At 71.3% G+C, this 22,969-nt stretch carries 19 protein-coding genes; 11 read left to right on the top strand and 8 right to left on the bottom strand.

The genetic code is table 11. The features are described from left to right. Nucleotides 1–3: 3 nt before the first annotated feature. Nucleotides 4–468: a metallopeptidase family protein gene (locus M6444_RS16295; protein ID WP_298329674.1), complete on the bottom strand. Its 465-nt coding sequence runs from the start codon at nucleotides 466–468 to the stop codon at nucleotides 4–6. A gap of 124 nt (nucleotides 469–592) precedes the next feature. Here M6444_RS16295 and M6444_RS16290 point away from each other — a divergent pair, with 124 nt between their 5' ends. Next, entirely contained in the window at nucleotides 593–958 is a 366-nt protein-coding gene (locus M6444_RS16290; protein WP_298329670.1) for a DUF3499 domain-containing protein, read from the top strand. Nucleotides 959–1,137: 179 nt separating this feature from the next. On the opposite strand, the gene M6444_RS16285 is transcribed toward M6444_RS16290, so the two are convergent. Beyond that, nucleotides 1,138–4,407 carry a BTAD domain-containing putative transcriptional regulator gene (locus M6444_RS16285; RefSeq protein ID WP_298329667.1) on the bottom strand — a complete coding sequence of 1,090 codons (3,270 nt, stop codon included), beginning with the start codon at nucleotides 4,405–4,407 and terminating at the stop codon, nucleotides 1,138–1,140. Nucleotides 4,408–4,512: 105 nt separating this feature from the next. On the opposite strand from M6444_RS16285, the gene M6444_RS16280 reads away from it, so the two are divergent. From M6444_RS16280 to M6444_RS16255, 6 genes are all read left to right on the top strand, one after another. Next, nucleotides 4,513–5,925 carry a phosphomannomutase/phosphoglucomutase gene (locus M6444_RS16280; RefSeq protein ID WP_298329664.1) on the top strand — a complete coding sequence of 471 codons (1,413 nt, stop codon included), beginning with the start codon at nucleotides 4,513–4,515 and terminating at the stop codon, nucleotides 5,923–5,925. Nucleotides 5,926–5,936: 11 nt separating this feature from the next. Continuing rightward, entirely contained in the window at nucleotides 5,937–6,113 is a 177-nt protein-coding gene (locus tag M6444_RS16275; RefSeq protein ID WP_298329660.1) for a Trm112 family protein, read from the top strand. A 6-nt stretch (nucleotides 6,114–6,119) separates the two neighbouring features. Further along, nucleotides 6,120–7,136: an SIS domain-containing protein gene (locus tag M6444_RS16270; protein WP_298329656.1), complete on the top strand. Its 1,017-nt coding sequence runs from the start codon at nucleotides 6,120–6,122 to the stop codon at nucleotides 7,134–7,136. A 155-nt stretch (nucleotides 7,137–7,291) separates the two neighbouring features. After that, nucleotides 7,292–8,329 (top strand): S66 peptidase family protein, encoded by a 1,038-nt coding sequence (locus tag M6444_RS16265; protein ID WP_298329653.1) that lies wholly within the window; start codon nucleotides 7,292–7,294, stop codon nucleotides 8,327–8,329. A gap of 53 nt (nucleotides 8,330–8,382) precedes the next feature. Then, the gene (manA, locus tag M6444_RS16260) at nucleotides 8,383–9,594 is read left to right on the top strand and encodes a mannose-6-phosphate isomerase, class I (RefSeq protein ID WP_298329651.1); all 1,212 of its coding nucleotides are present in this window, start codon (nucleotides 8,383–8,385) and stop codon (nucleotides 9,592–9,594) included. Nucleotides 9,595–9,599: 5 nt separating this feature from the next. Continuing rightward, nucleotides 9,600–10,550, top strand: coding sequence for a cation diffusion facilitator family transporter (locus M6444_RS16255; RefSeq protein WP_298329647.1), 951 nt, complete (start codon nucleotides 9,600–9,602; stop codon nucleotides 10,548–10,550). A gap of 309 nt (nucleotides 10,551–10,859) precedes the next feature. Here M6444_RS16255 and M6444_RS16250 read toward each other — a convergent pair whose 3' ends face one another. Beyond that, complete coding sequence (locus M6444_RS16250; RefSeq protein ID WP_298329645.1) at nucleotides 10,860–11,804, bottom strand: RDD family protein; 945 nt, start codon at nucleotides 11,802–11,804, stop codon at nucleotides 10,860–10,862. 164 nt (nucleotides 11,805–11,968) lie between these two features. Here M6444_RS16250 and M6444_RS16245 point away from each other — a divergent pair, with 164 nt between their 5' ends. Beyond that, complete coding sequence (locus M6444_RS16245; RefSeq protein WP_298329642.1) at nucleotides 11,969–12,970, top strand: stage II sporulation protein M; 1,002 nt, start codon at nucleotides 11,969–11,971, stop codon at nucleotides 12,968–12,970. Between the two features lie 9 nt (nucleotides 12,971–12,979). On the opposite strand, the gene M6444_RS16240 is transcribed toward M6444_RS16245, so the two are convergent. From M6444_RS16240 to M6444_RS16220, 5 genes are read right to left on the bottom strand one after another with little or no spacing between them, the layout of a single operon-like run. Further along, a complete protein-coding gene (locus M6444_RS16240) occupies nucleotides 12,980–14,317 on the bottom strand; it encodes a DUF58 domain-containing protein (protein ID WP_298329639.1) in 1,338 nt (445 codons plus the stop codon). Beyond that, entirely contained in the window at nucleotides 14,317–15,291 is a 975-nt protein-coding gene (locus M6444_RS16235) for a MoxR family ATPase (protein WP_298329636.1), read from the bottom strand. The genes M6444_RS16240 and M6444_RS16235 overlap by 1 nt, the downstream gene beginning before the upstream one ends. Then, entirely contained in the window at nucleotides 15,288–16,538 is a 1,251-nt protein-coding gene (locus M6444_RS16230) for a DUF4350 domain-containing protein (protein ID WP_298329633.1), read from the bottom strand. The genes M6444_RS16235 and M6444_RS16230 overlap by 4 nt, the downstream gene beginning before the upstream one ends. Next, the gene (locus M6444_RS16225; protein ID WP_298329631.1) at nucleotides 16,535–17,200 is read right to left on the bottom strand and encodes a DUF4129 domain-containing protein; all 666 of its coding nucleotides are present in this window, start codon (nucleotides 17,198–17,200) and stop codon (nucleotides 16,535–16,537) included. The genes M6444_RS16230 and M6444_RS16225 overlap by 4 nt, the downstream gene beginning before the upstream one ends. Before the next feature lie 38 nt (nucleotides 17,201–17,238). Continuing rightward, a complete protein-coding gene (locus M6444_RS16220; RefSeq protein ID WP_298329629.1) occupies nucleotides 17,239–18,546 on the bottom strand; it encodes a hypothetical protein in 1,308 nt (435 codons plus the stop codon). A 211-nt stretch (nucleotides 18,547–18,757) separates the two neighbouring features. Between M6444_RS16220 and mtrA the strand changes: the two genes are divergently transcribed. The 3 genes from mtrA to M6444_RS16205 all read left to right on the top strand — a co-directional run bounded on the left by mtrA (nucleotide 18,758) and on the right by M6444_RS16205 (nucleotide 22,915). Further along, complete coding sequence (gene mtrA, locus M6444_RS16215) at nucleotides 18,758–19,435, top strand: MtrAB system response regulator MtrA (protein WP_298329627.1); 678 nt, start codon at nucleotides 18,758–18,760, stop codon at nucleotides 19,433–19,435. Nucleotides 19,436–19,524: 89 nt separating this feature from the next. Further along, complete coding sequence (gene mtrB / locus M6444_RS16210) at nucleotides 19,525–21,204, top strand: MtrAB system histidine kinase MtrB (RefSeq protein ID WP_363326399.1); 1,680 nt, start codon at nucleotides 19,525–19,527, stop codon at nucleotides 21,202–21,204. Next, on the top strand, nucleotides 21,197–22,915 hold the full coding sequence (locus M6444_RS16205; RefSeq protein WP_298329622.1) for an LpqB family beta-propeller domain-containing protein: 1,719 nt from the start codon (nucleotides 21,197–21,199) through the stop codon (nucleotides 22,913–22,915). The genes mtrB and M6444_RS16205 overlap by 8 nt, the downstream gene beginning before the upstream one ends. Nucleotides 22,916–22,969: the final 54 nt, after the last annotated feature.

Here is a 22,969-nt window from a genome sequence, read left to right as displayed (position 1 = left end):
GGTCTAGGAGCCGTGATCGCGACCACCGTACGCCGGGTCGATCTCCTCCGGATCGACCCCGAACAGCTCAGCGACCTGCTCGGTGACGACGTCGCTCACCAGCGCGCGTAGTCGTGTCTGGCCCAGGGCACGGGTCTCTATCGGGCGGCGGAACACGACCACCCGCGCCGGCAACGCGCCGGAACCGGCGAACGCCCGGGCCAGCGGCACCCAGTCGTGCTCCCAGTCGTCCAGCGACGGGACGTCTTCGACGGCGAACTCGACCTTGTTGAGCTGGTCCTGCCAGCGCGTGTCCAGCCGCTCGACGGCGGCGATCACCATCTCGTCGAAGCGCTGCGCCCGCGACGTCGAAAGCGGAGAGTCACTCGGGGCCAACGGCCCGCGCATCCCTCTGCCGTGCCGGTCGCGCCGCACTCGAGGCAGGACGAGTCCGGCGGGCTCCTCAGGGCCGGGAAGACGTCCGCTCATGCTGGGCAGACTAGTCGGATGTGAGCCTCGGCGGGCGGAAGGTGGCCGGTGTCATGTGACGGACCTGTCTCGACTTGGCGTGCCCTGCCGCCACCGACGACGCACGGGCGCTAGCCTTCGATCTGTGAGCCCCACGCGTCGCTGTTCCCGATCTGCCTGTCCACGGACGGCCGAGGCGACACTGACGTATGTCTACGCCGATTCCACGGCGGTCCTGGGGCCGTTGGCCACCTACGCCGAACCGCACAGTTACGACCTGTGCGCCGAACACTCCGAGCGTCTCGTCGCCCCGCGCGGCTGGGAGGTCATCAGGCTCTCGCCCGACCCGGCGGCGCTGCGCCCCACCGACGACGACCTGCTGGCCCTCGCCGACGCCGTGCGCGAAGCCGGCCGCCGGCCCGACCCGCCGCCGCGGTCGACCAACGACGACAACCGAAGCGGCGGCACGCGACGCGGACACCTGCGGGTATTGCCCGACCCGGAGCCCTGACCGGCGCGTACCGCCGTCGGCGACCCAGAAGTGACCGATAGCTCGGTGATCGATTCGCCCCGTTCGACGCGCACGCGCCCCCGTTCGGCGAAACCCAGACGTGCGCGTCGAACATGGCCACCTCACCAGCGCGCAGCTTCCACCGGGTTTCCGGGCGCTTTCGCCCGGACCGCTGCGTGCTAGGCGGACGCGAGCCGGGCCGCGACGTCGGCGGCTTCCGGCGAACCCAGCGTTTCGAATCGGCGTAGCGCGGCCCGAAGGTGATCGGCGCCGCGCGAACGGGCCTCGGTATCGGGGTGCGCCAGCAGCGCCATGCCGAGGACGCGAAGCGCCCGGGCCAGGCCGAGGTGATGTTCGGTCGCCTGGTGGATCGCCACCGCCTCCTCGGCCTGCGCGATCGCCGCATCGACGTGCCCGTCGGCCAGGTCGACGGCCGCGAGGGCGGCCAGCGCGTCGGCGCGGTGCACGCGATGATGGTCGCCGGCCAGGGTGATCGCCGTGCGCGCGTGAAACCTGGCGGCGTCCAGATCGCCGGTGGCCAGGTGCGCTTCGGCACGTCCCCGAGCGGCATACGATCCTTCGGACAGCAGGCCGGGGCCGTCGGCGATCTCGGCGGCGCGTTCGAACGCGTGCTCTGCGGCCTCGAGCTCGCCGCGCGTCAGCAGGCAGAAGCCCAGTTCGGCGCGGATGTTCGTGCGCAAGCGCGGAATGGTGAGCTCGTCGGCGAGGCGGAGGGCGGCGGACAACTGCTCGACGGCGTCGTCGATCTGACCGAGTGCTCGGTGCCTCTCGGCTCGGATGAGCATGAGGACGCAGCCCGCAGCGCGGTCGTCGTGGTTGGCCGCCAGCTGTTCGGCGCGCCGGACGGTGGCGTCGAATCCATCCAGCTGACCGAGCATGAGCGAGGTCGAGGCCAGGTTGATCAGCGCGCTCCTGGTCACCGACGTCTCGTCCAGAGCCAGGATCTTCTCCCACCACTGCACCGCGTGCCGCAATTGGCCATGGAACTGGGCGATGCCACCGAGGTGGTTGAGCACGAGCGCCTGACCGCCATGGTCGCCGAACTGCCGATACAGCTCCAGTGAACGTTCCAGGTACGCCGTGGCCGCGGTGTAGTCGTTCGCTCGTGCTTTCGCGACGCCGGCCATGTAGAGGCAATAGCCCTGGATGGCGAGGTCGCCGACGTGGTCGGCCTGCTCCAGGACTTCAGCCACCAAATCGTCGGGGACTGCGATGCCGCCCAGGATCTGCACGGCGCCGAGCTCGTTCAGCGTGTGTGCGAGCGCATGCCGGTCTCCACGCGCGCGTGCTGCTGTCACCGCGTCTCGCAGCAGCGGCAGGGTGTCGGTCAGCAGGCCGCGCCGAGCCACCGGAACCGCCGCGCCCAGCACGAGATGCCACGACCACGGTTCGAACGACGGGCAGCGCACGGCGGCCCGGGCTGCTGCGGCGATGTTGCCGAACTCGGCCAGCAGCCAGTTCGCCGCGGCGCGCTCGTGCCCGAACTCCACGGTGGGGACACCATCGTGGAGCTGCGGCCTGGGCGGGCGCCGCGGATGCGAGCCCAGGACCTGCACGGCGGCTTCCTTGCCCTGGTAGTACCAGGTGTACAGCCGGAGCCGCGCCGCGCTCCGCTCGTCGGGTGGGTCCTCGGCCTCGACCAAGGTCCGGACGTATTCGCGCAGGAGGTCGTGCAGCCGGTACCGCCCGGCGGCGTGCTCGTCGATCAGGTTGGTCGCGACGAGCTGGCGCAGCATGGTGCGGGCTTGCTGTGGTGTCGCCGCGGTCAGCGCGGCCAGGGCGTCGGCGGTGACGTCCGGGCCCGGAATCAGTCCGAGCAGCCGGAAGCAACGCCGTACGTCCGGGGCGAGGTGCTGGTACGACAGGTCGAACGCGGCCGCGACGGCAAGGTGGTCGTCGTCCAGCGCGAAGGTCGCCAGGCCGTGCTCACGCCGTTCGGCGACGTAATCGGCGATCGGCCGGTGTCGTTCGTCGTCCAGTTGGGCTGCGGCGATCCGCAAGGCCAGCGGAAGCCCGCCGCACTGGTCGATCAAGGTGTCCACGGCGCCCGGTTCGGCCTCGACCCGAGCCGATCCGAGCAGGCGGGTCAGCAGCTGCCTAGACTCCGGGCGTGGCAGCACGTCGACGGCGATTCGCCGCGCGCCCTCGCCCGCGACCAGGCCCGGCAGCCGGTGCCGGCTGGTGATCAGGGTCGCGCACCCGGCCGTGGCAGCCAGCAACGGGCGTACTTGTTCGACCGAGGCGGCATTGTCAAGCACGACGAGCACCTTGCGCCCGGCCAACAGGGACCGGAACTGGGCGGTGGCCGCCTCCGTGGAATCCGCCGCTCGAGTGGGGTCGGCACCCAGGCTGCGCAGCAGCTGCCCCAGCGCTTCGAGGGGTTGGCGGGCGGGCGCGGCGGAGTGCCCGCGCAGGTCGATGTACAGCTGCCCGTCGCCGAAGCGGTCGGCGGCACGATGCGCATAACGCAACGCCAGGCCGGTCTTGCCGACTCCGGCCATCCCGGAGATGACGATGGTGGCGGCTTCGTCGGACTCGGCGATGATGTCGTCCAGCTCGGCCAGCAGATCGTCGCGGCCGACGAAGGCTCCGGGCGGGGGCGGCAACTGGGCCGGCCGTACCGGCTCGGGTCCGGCGGGCTCGGCGGTCGCGACGGGTTCGGTGATGGTGGCCGGAGCGGACTCGGCGAGTAGCTGCCCGTCCTCGGCGACGATGGCTTCGTGCAGGTCACGAAGTTCCCGGCCGGGCTCGACACCGAGCTCCTGCACCAGCCTGCGCCGTGCTGAGCGGAACGCGGTCACCGCTCGCGCCTGCCGGCCCGATCGGTACAGCGCCAGCATGAACTGCCCGACGAACCTCTCGCGCAGTGGGTACTCGGCGACCATCTCGGCCAACTCCGGCACGATCTCGCGGGCACTGCCGCGGGCCAGCTCGGCTTCGTAGAGCTCCTCGCGGGCGATCATCCGCAGCTCGCCCAGCCGCCTGGCCTCCACATCGACCACGACGCCGTCGTCGACGTCGAAGTACGGCGAGCCGCGCCACAGGTCCAAGGCGGCCCGCAGGATCGCGGTGGCCGCGTCGAGGTCGTGGGCCTCGCGAGCACGGCGGGCCTGCGCCACCAGGTCGTCGAACTCGTCGGAGTCGAGCTCGCCCGGCTCGACGTGAAGCAGGTAGCCGCCGGGTGTCGCGGCGAGTCGCTCCGGTCGGTCGAGCACGTGGCGAAGCCGGTGCACGTGGATGTGCAGACTCTTGCCCGGACGCTCCGGAAGGTCGGGCCCCCACAGGACCTCGGCGAGCAGGTCGGTGCTGACGGCGCGATTGGCCCGGGCGAGTAGCACGGCGAGCAGTCGACGGCGCATCGCCGACACCGGTCCGACCGGGCGCGAGCCGTCCAAGGCCCGTACGGGACCGAGAACCTCAAAGCGCACCGTGACCTCCGCTGGGACATTGTGCCCGGTGAGCCGCCACCCCTCGCGTGGGGTCCACGATCCGGACCGGTGGGACGGCCTCCTGTCGCCACGGAAGGTGCGCGGATGAGCAGCGCGGACGCGGGCTGTAGTCTCGCCTGCGTGCGTGACCTCGAGGCGATCGTCAAGGCCTACGACATCCGCGGTGTCGTCCCGGACGAGTTCGACGAAGACACGGCTCGGGCGCTGGGCCGAGCCGCGGCCTTGGTTTTGGCGCAGGAGTCGACCGCGATGGTCGTCGGGCACGACATGCGCACGTCGTCGCCGGGGTTGGCGGAGGCTTTCGCCGACGGTGTCACCTCGGTCGGAGTCGACGTCGTCGATGCCGGCCTGACCAGCACCGACCAGCTCTACTTCGCCAGCGGCGCACTAGACCTACCGGGCGCGATGTTCACGGCCAGCCACAATCCCGCGCGCTACAACGGCATCAAGCTGTGCCGGGCGGGCGCGGCGCCGGTCGGTCGCGACACCGGATTGGCCGAGATCAAGAAGCTGGCCGGCTCGGCGGCGGCGACAGAACGGGCGGGTACGGCCACCGGGCGTGTCGAGCGGCGCGACACTCTCACCGACTATGCCGCTCACCTGCACGGTCTGGTCGATCTCACCGGCATCCGGCCGTTGACCGTCGTCGTGGACGCCGGAAACGGGATGGCCGGGCACACGGTGCCGGCCGTGCTGGCCAAACCACCGGTCACCGTCGTGCCAATGTATTTCGAGCTCGACGGCACGTTCCCCCACCACGAGGCGAATCCGATCGATCCGCAGACCTTGGTCGATCTGCAGGCGGCGGTGCTGGAACGTCGTGCCGACCTCGGGCTCGCCTTCGACGGGGACGCCGACCGCTGTTTCGTCGTGGACGAGAACGGCGCCGTGGTGTCGCCGTCGACGCTGACGGCGCTGATCGCCGTACGTGAGCTGCGCCGCTCGCCGGGCGCGCCCGTGGTGCACAACCTCATCACGTCCAAGGCGGTCCCCGAGATCATCGCCGAGCACGGCGGAACACCGGTGCGGACCAGGGTGGGGCACTCGCTGATCAAGCAGACGATGGCCGAGACCGGCGCGGTGTTCGGCGGCGAGCATTCCGGGCACTTCTACTTCCGCGACTTCTGGCGCGCCGATTCCGGCATGCTCGCCGCGATGCACACGCTGGCCGCCCTGGGCGGTGACGCCGAGGGGCGGCCGCTGTCGCAGTTGCTCGCCCCGTACGAGCGGTATGTCGCCTCGGGCGAGGTCAACAGCACGGTGGCCGACGTCGACGCCGCGATCGAGGCCGTCGAGTCCGTCTTCGCCGCTGAGCCCGACGTGACGACCGACCACCTCGACGGGCTGACGGTGCAGCACTCCGGCGAGCCGATGTGGTGGTTCAACGTGCGCCCGTCCAACACCGAGCCGCTGCTGCGGCTCAACGTCGAAGCAGCCGACCGTGGCACCATGGAGCGGGTTCGCGACGACGTCTTGCACGTGGTCCGCGCCCGGTAGGAGGCAACTCGATGGAACTCGACCCGACTCTGCTCGAGGTGATGGCCTGCCCGGCCTGCCGGAGCCCGCTGGAGCCGGATCACGCCGCGAACGAGCTGGCGTGTACCGGTTGCGACCTGGTGTATCCGGTGCGCGACGACATCCCCGTCCTGCTGGTCGACGAAGCCCGGTCCCGAAACGGAGCGTAGCCGCACGTGTTCTTCGACGCCTCGCTCGACGACGACACCGCCCTGGTCGGCATCGATCGGGTGCTGCGCGAGATCGCGGGCTGGGGTGCGGAGGTCCGGCGGTCCTGTACGGTCGCAGCCGATGTGCTGAGCGGTATCCGTGCGGGCGACCGGCCGCGTGCGGTGGTGGCCGGCGGCCCGGACGGCCGGTTGTTCCGGGCCGTGCTCGAAGTGAGCTGCCCGGTGCCGTTCGTGGCGTGGCCGCACGCGGGACTGCCCGGCTGGGCCGGTCCGCTCGACCTGGTCATCGTCATGTGCATGAACGGCAACTTGCAGGACGAGGTCGACGTGGTGGCCGAGGCGCGGCGGCGCGGATGCACGCTGCTCGTGGCGGCACCGCCGAGTTCGGCGGTGCGCGAGGTCTCGGCCGGGCGCGACACGATCTTCATCCCCGCAGGCAGCACCGATGCCACGGCGGTCGCGGTGCCCGTCCTCGCCGCGTTGCACTCCATCGGGCTCGGCCCCGCGGTGGAGGCTGAACCGGTGGCCTCGGCCCTCGACGACGTCGCCGAACGGTGCGGGCCCCGGGTGCCGACCGATCAGAACCCGGCCAAGGAACTGGCGCTGAGCCTCGCCGACGATGTCCCCGTCGTGTGGGGTGGCTCGGTGCTCGCTGCCAGGGCGGCGCGGCGGGTGGCCGAGGTGTTGCGGGCGGCCAGTGGCCGGCCGGTCGTAGCCGGCTCCGACACGCAGCTCGTGCCGCTCCTGGCCGCCGCGCCCCGGCCCGACGTTTTCGCCGACCCGTTCGAGGACGCTCCGACGACGTCGCGCCCAGTGCTGGTGGTGCTGGACGACGGCAGCGACGACGACGCGTCGGCCGCTGCTCGGGCCCGGCTGGACGATGCAGCGGGCCGGGCGGAGGTCCGGGTCCATGAGATGCGCGCGGTGCGTGGCCCAGGCATCGCCAGGTTCGCGGCGTTGCTGGCGACCGGGCGCTACGTGGCGGCGTACCTGGCTCTGGGGCTGGGCCGCTCGCCGTACTGAGGCGAAATGATCATGTTCACTAGGTAGTCACCAGCCACACCACCCGTGCACGCCTGGTGATGCTGCACAACGCCTGGTGGTGCGCACGCCTGGTGAGTGGACGAGCGGGAAATTCGCTGGCGTAGGTACGGCCGTGAATGGTTACCGTACGCAGCATGATCACGCCGTCGAAGCCGAAGCCGGGCGATCGTGTCGCGATCGTGTCGCCGTCGGCCGGGCTGCCGGGGCTTTTCCCGCGCCCGTACGAACTGGGGCTGCGTCGTCTTCGCGACGACTTCGGCCTGGTCCCCGTCGAGTACCCGACGACGCGCGTGATGGGGGCCGCACCGGCTGACCGCGCCGCTGACCTGCACGCCGCGTTCGCGGACCCGACCATCACGGCGGTGATCACGAGCATCGGCGGCGACGATCAGATCACCGTCCTGCGGCACCTCGACGCCGAGCTGATGCGGGCCAACCCGAAGCTCTTCTTCGGCTACAGCGACAACACGAACGTCCTGGCCTACCTGCATTCGCTCGGCATCGCCGGCTGCTACGGCGGCGCGGTCATGACGGCGTTCGGCCGGTCGGCCGCGATGCACCCGGTGACGGCCGCGTCGCTGCGAGCCGCGCTGTTCACCTCCGGCCCGTACGAGCTGCCGCAGGTGTGGGCCTACAGCGACGTCGACCAGCCCGAGTGGGTCGACCCGGAGTTCGACACCCGCGAGCCGCCGCAGCTGCCGTGCGACGGGTGGAGCTGGCATAACGCCGACCGCGTCGTCGAGGGGGAGTCCTGGGGCGGGTGTCTCGAAATCGTGTCGTGGCTGCTCATGGCCGATCGCGCCGTCGGCCCGCCCGAGCGTTACACCGGCGGCGTCCTGCTGCTGGAGACGTCCGAAGAGATGCCCAGCTCCGACGAGGTCTACCGGGTGTTACGCAACATGGGCGAACGCGGCCTGCTGCAGCAGTTCCCTGCCGCGCTGATCGGGCGGGCCAAGGGATGGTCGATCGACCGGCGCACGACGCCGGCCGAACGCGCGGCCTACGTCGCCGGCCAGCGCCAGGCCGTCCTACACGCCTTCGGTGAGTACGCGCCGGACACCATGATCGTCTTCGACGTCGACTTCGGGCACACCGACCCGCAGGTCGTCATCCCCTACGGCGGCCGAGTCCGCGTCGACGGGCCGGCCGGCACCATCACCGTCACCTATTGAGACGGCCAAACCGGCGGTCATCGCCCCAGGCGGGCGTGGATAGGGTGGCGGCCGTGGCCGTACTTCTCGACAACCCGGTGCGTTCGTACGCCTGGGGCTCACTCACCGTCCTTGCCGAGCTGCTCGGTCGTGCGCCGTCCGGCGAGCCCGAGGCCGAACTCTGGGTGGGTGCCCACCCGGGAGCACCGTCCACCGTCGTGGGCGAGGGGCGCACCCTCGACGACTACATCGCTGCCGCGCCGGAAGCGACGCTCGGCGACGCGGTCGTGCGGCGCTTCGGCCCGCGCCTGCCGTTCCTGTTGAAGATCCTCGCCGTCGAACGCCCACTGTCGGTTCAAGTGCACCCGACGATCGAGCAGGCCGGCGAGGGGTACGCCGCCGAAGATGCCGCTGGCATCGCGCTGGATTCCCCACAACGCTCGTACCGCGACCGCAACCACAAACCCGAGATGGTCGTCGCCCGCACGGAGTTCGAGGCGCTGCTCGGCTTCGCCGACCCGCTGGCCCGCGCCGAGCTGCTGCGCTCGTGCCGCTCCGAGGCCTTGGTGCACGCCGGTACGGTGCTGCGCTCGCCCGGTGGACTCGAGCGGCTGGTTCGCCAGTGGCTGAGCCTGCCCGACGCCGAGGTCGATGCCCTCGTCGCCGACATGACCAGCGAGGCCGCAGCGCGCACGGACGAGGGACACCTCGGCCTGGTGCATCGGCTGGCGAAGGAGTATCCGGGTGACCGTGGCCTGCTGCTCGCCCTGCTGATGCGCCACGTCCGGCTGCAGCCCGGCGAGGCGGTGTTCGTCCCGGCCGGGGTGCCGCACGCCTACCTGTCCGGGGTCGCCATCGAACCGCAGGCCAGCTCGGACAACACGCTGCGTGCCGGGCTGACGGCCAAGCACGTCGACACCGCCGAGGTCCTGCGGCTGCTGCGCTACGAGCCCGACGGCGCGATGCCGATCCAGCCGCGGGCGGGCGGTGCGGGCGAGCAGGTCTACCCGGTGCCCGGCCTCGACGAGTTCGTGCTCTCGTCGATCGACCTGTCGGCGGCCGGGACGCCGGTGCGGACGCCCGGGGTCGTCCTTGTGGTAGCCGGCACGGCAACGCTGACGACGTCGGAGTCCACGCTCGAGGTAGGGCAGGGGCAGGCGGTCTTCGTTTCGGCTGCGGACCGCTCGCCGCGGCTGTACGGTGACGGCGTCGCGTTCGCGGTGACCACCGGGTCAGGGTCGGCCGCGACGGTCGAGCACCACGACGCCAACGCCGAAGGAGCCTGACCGACATGGCGAGTCACGGCGGGGCCAAAGCCGTCGTCGCAGCGCTGCTGGCGAACCTGGGGATCGCCATCACCAAGTTCGTCGCCTGGGCGCTGACTGGTGCGTCGTCGATGCTCGCCGAAGCGATCCACTCCGTCGCCGACTCCGGCAACCAGGTGCTGTTGCTCGTCGGCGGGCGGCGCGCGCAGCGCGCGGCGACGTCGGAGCATCCGTTCGGGTACGGGCGGGTGCGCTACGTCTTCGCGTTCATCGTCAGCATCGTGTTGTTCAGCGTGGGCGGCCTGTTCGCGCTCTACGAGGCGTACCACAAGTTCGACGAGGTGCGCGCCGGTCACCCGAACGAGCTGCTCGAAAGCCGCTGGTGGTGGGTTCCCATCGTGGTGCTCCTGGCCGCCATCGCCATGGAGTCGTTCTCGCTGCGCACCGCCGTCATCGAGTCGGACAAGGTGCGCGGCGGGTCGTCGTGGGTGCAGTTCGTCAAGCGGTCGAAGTCGCCGGAGCTGCCCGTCGTGCTGCTCGAGGACATCGGCGCGCTGCTCGGCCTGGTGTTCGCGCTGTGTGGCGTCGGCTTGGCGCTGCTGACCGACAACGCCTACTTCGACGTCGCGGGTACGGCAGCCATCGGGATCCTGTTGGTCATCATCGCCGTCGTCCTGGCCATGGAGATGTCCAGCCTGCTGATCGGCGAGGGCGCGTCCCGGGAGCAAGTCGACGCGATCGTGGCAGCCGTGCGCGAGGCCCACGGTGTCGACCGTGTGATCCACATCCGCACCCTGTACACCGGCCCCGAGGAACTGCTGGTGGCGGCCAAGATCGCGGTTCGGGCCGATCAAGGTGGCGGGCACATCGCCGCGGCCATCGACGACGCCGAGGCGCGCATCCGTGCCGCCGTTCCCGAGGCCGTGCACATCTACCTCGAACCCGACCTGGACCGGTCGGCAACGGCCCGGGAGTGAGCGTCGCCGGCGTCGTGCCGGTTCTGGCCGTGACCCGGTAAACCGGTCGTGAGCAGCTCCGCGGGCCGGTCGTGATGATCGTCGTGCGTGGTTCTGGTGGCGTGTGCTTGCGTAGGCGGGTCGTGAAGATCTTCGTGCGCGAAAATGCCGGTATAGTGCGCGGATCTCCGCACGACGATCTTCACGACCGGTGTTCAGCGGTTGTTTTTCCCACGACGATCTTCACGGCCGGTATTCAGCGGGCAGATGTTCACCCGACCGGTTGGGATGAGCTTTGCGCCCGGCTCGGGCTCACCCCACGGTCGAGCATCAGCCCGGTGGAGCGAATCCGCTGTCGGGCCGTGGCGGGGGAGCTGGTGGCGGGGGCGACGCTGATTCGGTCGGCGTCGAAGCTGACTCAGCAGGAGGCGTGGACCGATCCGTAGGCGAAGACGGTTCCGGAAAAGGCGACCCGGTCGGCGATGGTCCAGCCTGCGCTGGCCCTGATGGTCCGGCCGACTGCGGCACCTGTTCGGCGTAGCGCAGGCTGTCGCGCCGCCGCCGTTCGCCCAGCACCGTGGCCAGATACGTCAGCGCGGGGACGCCCGAAGGCGCGGGCGGGGTGACGACCTGAGCCATCTGGGTGGCGAGGTCGGCCGCGAGCCGTTCGCGGACCTCCGGAGCCAGCTGCGGGGCACGGGCGAGGAGGGTCCGGGCGGCCAGCGCGAGTTCGTCCGGCAGCCGGGAAAGCTCCAGCGTGCTCGCCCAGCCGGCCAGGGCGGGATCGACAGCCGGGGGCGGAGCATTGACCGCCGGTATCCGCTCTCGCACCACGATGGTTCCCGCCATGATGTCGCCGATGCGCTTGTCACGCGAGTTGAGCAGCGAGCACAGCACCGCTCCCAGCCCCGCGGTGATGACGAAGTCGGCGAACACGCCGGCCAGGGCGCGGACGAGGGCATGCCGGAACCTGATCGGCCCGCCGTCGTCACGCACCACTCGCAGGCCCAGGGCGAGCTTGCCCAGGGACTTGCCCCGGGTCAGGGTTTCGATGGTCGTCGGCAGAACGACCAGGACGAACACGGTCGAAGCGATGACGAGCGCGGCAGCCAGGGCTTCGTCGACGTCGGGAACGATCTGGCCCAGCAGGAGCAGGAACCCGATGGCCACGGCGCCGAGCAGGAGCGCATCCAGGGTGAACGACAACGCGCGCGACGGCAGCTTGGCCCGGCGGACTTCCAGGGGAACAGCCTCGCCGGTCACCAGATCGCTCATCGGTTCAGTCTGCCGCAGCCGCCGCTTCAACACCGAACGTGGTCCCTCGGCGCTGAGCACGTAGCCTGCGCGCCCCACCGTGATCCGTACCCCGCCAGCACCAGCAGGGCCCGGCAGCTTATCGTCGATGTCGTCGTTGCCGTGCCGCGGAAGGAGGCGGGCGCGTGGATCTCGACGCCTTCGTCGCCGCGCATCGGGACGAGTGGGCGAGGCTCGACGCGCTCGTCCGTCGTCGCGGGAAGCTGTCCGGACCCGAGGCCGACGAACTGGTCGCCCTCTACCGTGCCGCATCGACGCACTTGTCCACGCTGCGTTCGGCTGCGCCGGACCCAGCGGTCGTCGGAAAGCTGTCTGCGCTCGTGGCACGTGCGCGCACCGCGGTCGCTGGCTCGCACGATCCGGGCTGGCGCGATGTCGTGCGCTTTCTGACCGTGAGCTTTCCGGCGGCGGTCTATCTCAACCGGCGATGGTGGGTCAGTACCGCTCTGGTGTTCGTGGCGGTGTCGGTCGCCGTGTCGTGGTGGGTGGCCGCCAGCCCGGAGGTGCAGGCCACGCTCGGCGCACCCGAGCAGATCCGGCAACTCGTCGAGCACGACTTCGAGAACTATTACTCCGAGAATCCAGCGGGCTCGTTCGCCGCCCGCGTGTGGGTGAACAACGCCTGGGTGGCCGCCACATGCCTGGTGCTCGGCGTGTTCCTCGGCATCCCGGTCGTCTACGCGCTGTGGATGAACGTGGTGAATCTGGCGGCATCGGCAGGGCTGATGGCCGCGGCCGGTCGCCTCGACGTGTTCTTCGGCCTCATCACGCCGCACGGTCTGCTCGAGCTCACCGCCGTGTTCGTGGCCGCCGGTGCGGGTCTGCGGCTCGGCTGGACGGTGATCGACCCCGGGCCCCAGCGGCGCAGCGACGCGCTGGCTGCAGCGGGCCGCTCGGCCGTCGGGTTGGCGGTGGGGCTGGCCGGCGTGTTGCTCGTCTCGGGGGTCATCGAGGCGTTCGTGACGCCGTCGGCGCTGCCCACGTGGGCGCGTATCGCCATCGGGGTGGTCGCCGAGCTCGCCTTCCTGGCCTACGTGTGGGTGTACGGTCGGCGGGCGGTCGAAGCCGGTGAGGTCGGCGACGTCGACCAGGACGTACGCGGCGACGTCCTGCCGGTGGCCGCCTGACGCCGCAGGTCAAAGCCGGCCGGCGGCCTTCAGGTCGAGATAGGCGTCAGCCACGGCGGGCGGCAGATCACCCGGCGGCGCATCGACGACGTGCGCGCCACGCCGGGTCAGCTGCTCGCTGACGCGGGCGCGGGCCAGCCGATCGTGCTCGGCCGCTGCCGCGCCGTAGACCGCGTGCGTGTCGCCGCGCCCGGCGGCGAGCTGCTCGAGGCGAGGATCGGCGACCGAGGCGATCAGCACCGTGTGCCGATGGGTGAGCCGGCCGATCACCGGCAGCAGCCCCAGCTCGACGGCGCTGGAATCCAGGCCGGTCAGCACCACGACGAACGCGTGCCGGCCGGCGCGCTGCATCACCTCGGCGGCCAGCCCTCGGTGATCGGTTTCGAGCAGCTCGGGCTCGACCGGCGCCAGTGCGTCCACCAGCCTCGGGAGGGTTGCGCCCGGCGGGGGCCGGGTGACCGACGCACGAACGCGGCGGTCGTAGGCGATCATGTCGACTCGGTCACCGGCGCGGTTGGCCAGAGCAGCCAGCAGCAGCGCAGCGTCCATGGCGGCGTCCAGGCGCGGCTCGTCGCGTCCGGTGCCGCCCACGGCGGCACCGTCGATACCAGCTGTGCCGACTCGGCCGGCGGAGGTCCGCCCGGTGTCCAGCACGATGAGCACGTGGCGGTCGCGCTCCGGGCGCCAGGTACGGACGACGACGCCACCGCCGCGGGCTGTGGCGCGCCAATCGATGGACCGGGTGTCGTCGCCGATGACGTACTCGCGCAGCGAGTCGAACTCGGTGCCGGCACCACGGGTCCGCACGGCCGAGCGCCCGTCGATCTCGCGTAGGCGGGCCAGCCGGCTCGGCAGGTGCCGACGGGCGCGGAACGCCGGCAGCACCCGCACCGACCAGGGGACGTGCCGCCAGCTCTGCCGGCCACCGAGGCCCAGCGGGCCGAACGTGCGGATGGTGACCCGGTCGGCATGGCGGTCGCCGCGGCGGGTCGGGCGCAGGACCGTCTCGACGACGTGGCGACCTCCGGGCTCCAGATCCAGGCGGTGCCGTTCGCCGGTCGCGCCCGCTGACGGCGACCACGCGTCGCGCAGGATGCCACGTACCCGGCGAGTGCCGTCGTTTCGCACGCTCAGCTGTACGTGCGCCTGCTCACCCAGCCGGGCGGCGTGGTCGCCACCGCGGTCCAGGTGCAGAGCGCGTGGTGCGCCGGCCAGTGCCGCGTCCACGCCGGTCACTGCCAGGACCACGCCGGACACGACGACGACACCCACGACCGATGGCACGGCAACGGCGACGATCACCGCGCCGAGTGCCGCGAGGACCGCCACGCGGCCGGTCAGCACCATCAGCGCGGCACCGAGACGGTGGACAGCACCGTCTCGAGCACGGAGTCCGGTGTCACGCCCTCCATCTCCGCCTCGGGTCGCAGGGTCATCCGGTGCCGCAGAGTGGGCCGGGCCAGCGCCTTGACGTCGTCCGGGGTCACGTACTCACGGCCGGACAGCCATGCCCAGGCCCGCGACGTCCGCAGCAACGCCGTGGCACCCCTTGGCGACACACCGAGCTGCACCGACGGCGACACGCGGGTGGCCCGGCACACGTCGACGACGTAGCCGAGTACGTCCGGGTCGACGCGGACGCCGTCGACCGCCGTGCGAGCGGCCCGCAGATCCTCCGGTCCGGCGACCACACCGACCCCGGCTGCGCCGAGATCGCGCGGATCGAAGCCGTCGGCGTGCCGGCGTAGTACCGCGATCTCGTCGTCCCGCTCGGGCAGGGAGACGGTGAGCTTGAGCAGGAACCGGTCGAGCTGCGCCTCGGGCAGGGGATACGTGCCCTCGTATTCGACCGGGTTCTGTGTGGCGGCCACGACGAACGGGTCCGGCAGCGCCCGGGGCTGACCGTCGACCGAGACCTGCCGCTCTTCCATGGCTTCGAGCAGCGCGGCCTGAGTCTTCGGCGGCGTGCGGTTGATCTCGTCAGCCAGCAGCAGGTTCGTGAACACCGGGCCGGGCGCGAACGAGAACTCTGCGGTGCGCGCGTCGTACACCAGCGAGCCGGTGATGTCGCCGGGCATCAGGTCGGGGGTGAACTGCACGCGTTTCGTGTCGATGTCGAGCGTGGTCGCCAGGGTCCGCACGAGCAGCGTCTTGGCCACGCCCGGCACCCCTTCGAGCAGCACATGGCCACGGCACAGCACGGCGATCACCAGGCCGGTGACGGCGGAGTCCTGCCCCACGACGGCCTTGGCGACCTCGTGCCGGACGCTGGTCAGTGCGGCTCTGGCCTGGTCGGAGGCGGTGGTTGGCGCGTCGGTCACGGTATGCCGGAATCCTTTCGTGTGGGCGGCGCGGCGCCGGCCGGGCGGACAGAGCATTCGGCCTCGAGCGTGTCGAGCTCGTCGGCCAGCCGGACGAGCCCGGCGTCGTCAGCAGGTGGCGGGCCACCGAGCACAGTCTCGACCTGTTCGACGGGGCGACCCGTGCGCTCGGCGACGACTGCGGCGAGTTCAGCCACCGCGGCCGGCGACGGTGTGCTCGAGCGGCGCCCCACCATGCGGTCGAGCCTACGGAGGCTGGCCTCGCGCAGCAGCGCAGCGGCGTGTTCCCGGGCGTGCCCGCGCCGGTAGAGCCGGGCCCGGCCCTCGGTCGTCTCGCTTGCGCGCACAGCGACGGGAAGCTGCTCGGGCACCAAGCGACCCAGCCGCCGCGCCCGCCATGCGGCGGCCAGTGCCACGGCGACCGCCAGCTGGAGCGCAGCGGCGCCGACCCAGTCGGGCAGCTGGTCGGTCAGCGACACGGTCCCGCCCTCGGCGGACTCGGGCACCGGGCGGTACCAGACCAGGTGGTCGCTGTGGCCCAGCAGACCCAGCGCCAAGGCGGCGTTGCCGTCCTGGTCGAGATGTTCGTTGGTCAGCGGGTCGCCGGAGCCGATGAGGGTGACCGGGCTGCCTCCCGCGCTGGCAGTGGTCACCAGCGTGGCGCTGTCGCCGACGGTGTAGCACCGAGCGCCGTGGGTGCGGCTGAGCTCGCCCTCGTAGCCCAGCCCACCGAGCCTGGCCGGCCCGGCCCGGCGGGCCTCGGGGAGGTCACACGCGGGTTCGACGACCTCCGGCGGGCCGACCCGGACAGGGTCGAGCTCCGGTGCGAACTGCTCCACCGACGCCTGCGGTGCCACCAGGACCAGGCGTGCTCCGGTGTCGACCACGTCGTTGACCTGACCGGCGGTGAGCAGGTCGGGTACGGTGACGAGCACCGTGTCGCCGGGACTGGTCGCCTCGAGCACGGCCTCGGTCGTCCGCACCGGCGTGATCTTTACGCCCTGGTCGTCGAGCAACCGGGCCAGAGCGCGGGCGCCCTGGGCGTCGATGCCCTCGGGATCCAGCGTTCCGCGGCTCATCGAGCTCTGCACGATGCCGATGATCACCGCGGTGACCAGCACCAGCGCGATCACGGCGGCCGGCAGCCGCCACCGTCGCCATCGGCTGGCCAATGGTTCCGGCGCGCTCGGTTCGTCGCCGCGGCTCGGTCGAGGCAGCGGCCGTTCGTGGGTGACCAGTCGGCTCATCGAGGCACCGCGAACTCCGCCGCGCCGGCCTCGGTGGGCCGACCGGGCCGGGCCGTCGTCACAGCGTCATCGAGTTCGCGCAGCGCGGCGTCGTCGGCAGGCCCGGCGTGCCGGGCGCCGTAGCGGACGGCGTCGAAGCGTGTCGCGCCCGCTCGCAGGATCTCGGCCACGCCAGGTAGCACCGCGCCGGCCTCGACCGCGGCTTCGTCGGCGGTACGACCGGCGCGAGTGTCGAGCACACCGCGTTCTTCGAGTCCGGCGATGACCGCGCGGAACCGTTCCAGAACGGCGGTGTTCCAGTCGCCGTCACCGGCCGCGTCGTCGGCGGCGGCGCGGTGGTCCGACGCGGTGCGTCGCTGATCGGGTAGTACCGGCGCGGCACGTCGAGCACCGCGGCGTGCCAACGGCCCCGTGCGCAGGACCACGAGGACGGCGAGCGCCACGACGATCACCACGATCACCGCGATGGCCAGGCCGCTGGAGAAGGTGCCGGAGGCGGCGGCCAGCAGGTCCTCGATCCGTTCGGCGATCCACTGGATCACCCGGGTGGTGATGGGGGTGTCGCGGTCGTAGGACGGCTTGGACAGTTCCTGGCGGGCCAGCTCGCGTGCCTCGTCTCGGCCCAGGTCGACCGGGAGGTCGCCGGTTGACGTCGAGCGCATGGACACCGACGCCGGCCACCCGCGCAGCGCCGCGCCGATCACGAGGAGCGCGGCGGCCCTCCGGGGCCGCGGTAGCCGGGCAGGTCGACACCGGCCGCGCGGGCCAGCTCGATGTCGAGGCCTTCACGACGGATCCGGCGGTCGACGTAGAGCAGTGCGGTGGCCGCGGCGGAGAACGGCGCGCTGATGGTCGCGGCGATGATGCCCGCCAGTGTGTTGAGGATGAACCAGGTGACCACGCTGCCGCCGCTGTCGGCACCGCTGAACAGTCCGGGTACGCCCAGCGGCACCGCCACGACCTGGCCGATGAGCCAGACGATGAAGGTGATCAGGAGCAGGATGGCGAACGTGCGCCACCACGAGCCGCGGACCAGTGCGCTCGACCGGCGCAGCGCGGGAATCACCCGGATGGGGCGGGCCCGTCCGTCCGGGCCGGGCGCGGTCTCGAGCATGAACGCGGGCACGGCCAGCGCGAAGCGGACATAGAGCCAGACCCCCACCACGGCGGCGACGATGATGCCTCCGACCACGATGAGGACCACGGCGCCGGCCCCGACGCTGGCCAGCACGACCGCGAGGACGAGGCACGCGATCAGCGGACCGACCCAGATCACCGTGTAGAGCAGGGTCAACCCGAGCAGGCGCAGCAGCCGCCCCTTGGACTCGCGCCAGGCCTGGGCGGCGCTGAGACGGCGGCCGAGCACGGCTTGGCCGACGACGACGGTGAGCACTCCGGTCAGGAAGACCGTGGCGATGAGCGTGATGAACGAGCTCAGCAGTGCCGCGGGGATGCCGGTGGCGACGTTGTCGATCTGTTCGACATCGTCGGTCAGGCCGAACGCGGGCTCGGTCACCTGTTCGCCGAACATCCACACCAGACTGGCCGTCGACAGCAGCTGCGTGACGGCGGCGACCAGAGCGGACAGGCCGAGCATGGCGCCGAGGTTGCGGCGAATGGTCGTGACCGCGCCGTCGAGGATCTCGCCCACGCCCAACGGGCGCAGCGGGATGACGCCGGGTTTGGCGTCGGGCACCTGCCACGCCGGGCCGGGGGCCGCGGTCCAGCCGCCGCTGGCCGGAGCACCGCCGGGCAGTCCCGACGGCGAGCCCCCGGGCTGCTGCCACCCGCCGGCGGGAGGTGACCCGCCCGGTGTCTGGGCACCGCCGGAGGGGGGTGGCGCGCCGGGCGACTGGGCCCCGCCCGGCTGCTGCCAACCGCCGGGGTCACCCCAGCCACGCCGTTCGGGTTGTTGCGTGGACCAGCCGGGATACGGCGGCGAGGGGGTCTCGTCGGCCTCGGTCTCGGGCCGGTCCTCCGGGGGAGGCGGCCCTGCGGTCCCGGGCATTCGATGGTCTCCTTCTCAGCCAGTGCCGCGTACGACGCTCAAGATCCGTGGATGTCGCGACCGGTGCTGCTTCCTGGGCGGAAACGTCGGTGCCGACTCGGACATCGTGCCACGTTCACCTCCGGTGGTGGCGAAGGCTGTCCATGCGATCGAACGGGCAGATCTGCGGTGGCGTTTCGACGCAGGGGCACTTCGGTGTCACGATATGGACATGAAAGGACGTGTGCTCATCGTCGATGACGACACCGCGCTGGCCGAGATGCTGGGAATCGTGTTGCGCGGGGAGGGGTACGAGCACGCCATCATCACCCGGGGCGACGAGGTTCTCCCTGCGTTCCGCGAGTTCAAGCCGGACCTGGTCCTGCTCGACTTGATGCTGCCCGGTCGTGACGGCATCGACGTGTGCAAAGAGATCCGCAGTGAGTCCGGTGTGCCGATCGTGATGCTGACTGCCAAGAGCGACACCGTGGACGTCGTCGTCGGCCTCGAATCTGGGGCGGACGACTACGTCGTCAAGCCGTTCAAGCCCAAGGAGCTGGTGGCGCGAGTCCGGGCCCGGTTGCGTCGTACCGACGATCCGAAGCCCGAGACGCTGCAGGTGGGCGATGTCGTCATCGACGTCGCCGGGCACTCGGTGAAACGTGACGGCAACCCCGTGTCGCTGACTCCGCTGGAGTTCGACCTGCTCGCGTGCCTGGCTCGCCGGCCGTGGCAGGTGTTCACTCGAGAGGAACTGCTCGAAAAGGTCTGGGGCTACCGCCACGCCACCGACACCAGGCTGGTCAACGTGCATGTACAGCGCCTGCGCTCCAAGATCGAGCATGATCCTGAGAACCCCGAGATCGTCGTGACCGTCCGCGGTGTGGGGTACAAGGCCGGTCCTGGGTGAGTCCGGTGGCCGGTGCAGAAGGCTCCGACCGGGCTGACGGCGCGCCCGGTACTTCCGTGCCGGCCGGTGCGGACTTCGTGTCGCGCGCGATGCCACGGCTCGTGCAGGCGGTGATGCGGCCCTGGCGGCTGGTGCGAAGCACCTGGCGGCGTTCGATCCAGCTGCGGGTCATCACCGCGACGCTCGCGTTGTCGGTGGTCGTCGTGTCCCTGCTCGGGATCACGTTGGCGCGCCAGATCACCGATGGGCTGCTGCAGGCGCAGGCCAAGGCGGCCGTCGCCGATGCCGCGGCCGGCATCGACACGGCGCAGGGCCAGCTCGACGCCGCCGTCGAGCAGGAACCCGGCACGCTGAGCCAGGTGTTGCGCCAGGTCGCCGAGGACGCGGCCGCTCGCGGGACCACCGGAACCGACCCGCTCTATGAAGTCGTTCTGCTCGGTTCGGTGCGCAGTTCGTCGTTCTCGTCCGGGCCGACTTACACCAGCGTGCCCGATGACCTGCGTGACCAGGTGGTCACCGAGCCGCGAGTTTTCCGTACCTACACCTTGATCGAATACCCGGACCGGCAGAACGTGCCGGGGCTGGTGGTGGGTGGCCAGGTCATCGACCCGACCGGCGGCGAGTACGAGCTGTACTACCTGTTCCCGCTGACCGAGCAGCAACAGACCATCGACGTCGTCCTCACCGCGCTGGCGACCGCGGGAGTGCTGCTGGTGTTGCTGCTGGGCGCTCTGGCGTGGCTGGTGGCGCGCCAGGTCGTCACGCCCGTCCGGCTGGCGGCTCGGATCGCCGAGCGGTTCTCCGCCGGCCGACTGTCCGAGCGAATGGCGGTCCGCGGCCGTGACGACCTGGCCAGGTTGGCGCTGAGCTTCAACCAGATGGCCGCCAGCCTGCAGCATCAGATCGGCCAGCTCGAAGAACTGTCGCGGATGCAGCAGCAGTTCGTCTCCGACGTGTCGCACGAACTGCGGACGCCGCTGACCACGGTCCGGATGGCCGCTGACGTACTGTACGAATCGCGAGACGACTTCGACCCGGTGGTGCAGCGTTCCGTGGAGCTGTTGCAGGCGCAATTGGACCGGTTCGAGGCGCTGCTCACCGACCTGCTCGAGATCAGCCGCTTCGACGCCGGCGCCGCGGTCCTCAACGCCGAGCGCCACGACGTTCGCGACATCGTGTACAAGGTGATCGACTCCGCCGCGCCGCTGGCCGCGGACAAGGGCGGGCAGCTGATCGCCGACGTGCCGGTGGAGCCGTGCGTGGCCGAGGTCGACGCGCGCCGGGTCGAGCGGGTGGTTCGCAACCTCGTGGTCAACGCCATCGAGCACGGCGAAGGGCGCGACGTGCGGGTGCGGATCGCCGTCGACGAGCACGCGGTGGCGGTGGCCGTACGTGATTACGGCGTCGGGCTGAAACCAGGCGAGTCCTCCCTGGTCTTCCACCGCTTCTGGCGGGCCGACCCGGCACGGGCCCGCACGACCGGCGGCACCGGGCTCGGCTTGTCCATCTCGCTGGAGGACGCCCGGCTGCACGGCGGGTGGCTGCAGGCCTGGGGCGACCCGGGGGAGGGCTCGCAGTTCCGCCTCACCCTGCCGCGTTCGGCCGGCGACGAACTACGCTCGTCTCCGCTCGCACTGGTGCCGGACGACGCCGGTGACGCCGCGACCCAGGCGAACGGGGTGGGCGGTGCGTACCGCCGGCTCGACACGCCGGAGCAGCCCGGCACCGCCGAGCATCCGAGTTCACCGGAGGTGACCCGGCATGGGTGAGCGGGTACGCGGCGCTGCGGCCGCCGCCACGTTCGTGGCGCTGGGTGTGCTCGCGGCCGGATGCGCGCAGATCCCGACCTCCGGCCCGGTCGTCGGGGGCGAGCCCATCGAGCCAGCGGACCAGCAGCCGCCGTTCATTCAGGTGCAGGCGCCGCCGCCGGCGCAGGGAGCCGAACCGGCCGAGATCGCCGACGGGCTCATCGAGGCCATGGGGTCCTACGAAGCCGGCTTCGAGACCGCCCGGTTGTTCCTGACCGAGGACGCCGCCCTGTCGTGGAACGCCACGGCCGGCATCACCGTCTACGGCGGCGCTCGGCCAGACATCAAGGAGATCCCTGGCGGCGTCCGGGTGACGATGAACGTCACCGGAACCGTGGGCGTCGACGGCACGTACGAAGCGGCACCGGCGGGGACCACGAAGACCATCGAGTTCGGCACCGAGCGGGTGAACGGTGAGTGGCGCATCAGCGACCTGCCCGACGGCCTCATCGTCGCCGAGTTCACCTTCGGCCGTGAGTACGAGCCGCACAACGTGTACTACTTCGACCCCGGGCTCAACGTGCTGGTGCCCGATCCGGTCTACCTGCCGCAGAACGAGAACGCCGCCACCCTGCTCGCCCAGCGGCTGCTGGCCGGTCCCTCGGACTGGCTGGCGGCGGCGGTGCGTACGTCGTTCCCCGAATCGACCGAGCTCGGTGTGGATGCGGTGCCGGTGCGTGCGGGTACCGCGACGGTCAAGCTCAGCGGCGACGCCGGACTGGCGACGCCGGAGGAGCGCGAACTGATGACCGCCCAACTGGTGTGGACGCTCAGCGAGCTGCCTGAGGTCGATCAGGTCGAGGTGTTGTCCGGCGACGTCCCGCTGCCGCAGGGCGGGCGAGCGGTGTCGACCGAGGACGGCACCATGGCGAAGTTCGCGCCGCCGGTGCTGTCACTGGAGACCCCGCTGTACTTCATCAGCGACGACGGGATCGCCACCCTGGCCGGTGGGGAGCCACGACCCGTGCAGGGGCCCCTGGGTGAGATGGCCGACATCCGCGAGTTCGCCGTGAACGTCGGCGGCAACCGGGCCGTCGTGGTGAGCGCGGCCGGCGATGAACTGCAGGTGGCTTCGTTCGGTGCCGACGAGGTCGTCGAGACCTTGGCTCAGGGCATCGATCTGTCCTCGCCGTCCTGGGATCGAGCCGGCCTCGTCTGGGCCGTCGACCACGGCGTCGAGGGTCCCGGGGTGCGAGTCAACCGGCCCAACGGCGAGAGCGTCGAGCTCATCGCCCCTGGCCTGCAGGGACGCGACGTGGACCGGCTCGCGGTGTCGCTGGACGGCACCCGGGTCGCCATGATCGTCGACGGGCGAGCGTACGTCGGCACCATCATCCGGGACGTGGACGCGCGCTCGGCGATCCGGCTGGACGAACTGCGGCCCCTCGGGCCCGAGGGACAGGCGATCGACGTCGGCTGGAACGCCGCGGACAGCGTCGTCGTCCTGCTGGCCACCGGTGGTGACGAGCCGTTGCCGTACATCGTCGGGCTGTCCGGGCAGGTCACCGAGCCCCGCGGACTGGCCGTCGAGAACGCGACGCGAGTGGCCACGGCCCCGCCGACCGAGCGCCGGATCATCCTCGAAACCGCAGCCGGCGTCCTGCTCGAACAGCGTCCCGGCAACCGCTGGAGCGAGATCACCACCGGCCGAGCCCCCGCCTACCCCGGCTGACCGTCTCTTGAATGATCATGTTCAGCACCCAACTCCCTGCCCCAGCACCCGTGC

The sequence above is a fragment of the Haloactinopolyspora sp. genome (genome assembly GCF_027324685.1).
Classification (GTDB): Bacteria; Actinomycetota; Actinomycetes; order Jiangellales; family Jiangellaceae; genus Haloactinopolyspora.
This window is presented reverse-complemented; position numbering and strand designations above follow the sequence as displayed.

Coding starts and splice junctions, on each gene's coding strand:
- M6444_RS16295 (WP_298329674.1), bottom strand. CDS start 468: ATGAGCGGACGTCTTCCCGGCCCTGAGGAGCCCGCCGGACTCGTCCTG.
- M6444_RS16280 (WP_298329664.1), top strand. CDS start 4,513: ATGAGCAGCGCGGACGCGGGCTGTAGTCTCGCCTGCGTGCGTGACCTC.
- M6444_RS16275 (WP_298329660.1), top strand. CDS start 5,937: ATGGAACTCGACCCGACTCTGCTCGAGGTGATGGCCTGCCCGGCCTGC.
- M6444_RS16265 (WP_298329653.1), top strand. CDS start 7,292: ATGATCACGCCGTCGAAGCCGAAGCCGGGCGATCGTGTCGCGATCGTG.
- M6444_RS16255 (WP_298329647.1), top strand. CDS start 9,600: ATGGCGAGTCACGGCGGGGCCAAAGCCGTCGTCGCAGCGCTGCTGGCG.
- M6444_RS16250 (WP_298329645.1), bottom strand. CDS start 11,804: ATGAGCGATCTGGTGACCGGCGAGGCTGTTCCCCTGGAAGTCCGCCGG.
- M6444_RS16240 (WP_298329639.1), bottom strand. CDS start 14,317: ATGGTGCTGACCGGCCGCGTGGCGGTCCTCGCGGCACTCGGCGCGGTG.
- M6444_RS16230 (WP_298329633.1), bottom strand. CDS start 16,538: ATGAGCCGACTGGTCACCCACGAACGGCCGCTGCCTCGACCGAGCCGC.
- M6444_RS16225 (WP_298329631.1), bottom strand. CDS start 17,200: ATGCGCTCGACGTCAACCGGCGACCTCCCGGTCGACCTGGGCCGAGAC.
- M6444_RS16220 (WP_298329629.1), bottom strand. CDS start 18,546: ATGCCCGGGACCGCAGGGCCGCCTCCCCCGGAGGACCGGCCCGAGACC.
- mtrA (WP_298329627.1), top strand. CDS start 18,758: ATGAAAGGACGTGTGCTCATCGTCGATGACGACACCGCGCTGGCCGAG.
- mtrB (WP_363326399.1), top strand. CDS start 19,525: ATGCCACGGCTCGTGCAGGCGGTGATGCGGCCCTGGCGGCTGGTGCGA.
- M6444_RS16205 (WP_298329622.1), top strand. CDS start 21,197: ATGGGTGAGCGGGTACGCGGCGCTGCGGCCGCCGCCACGTTCGTGGCG.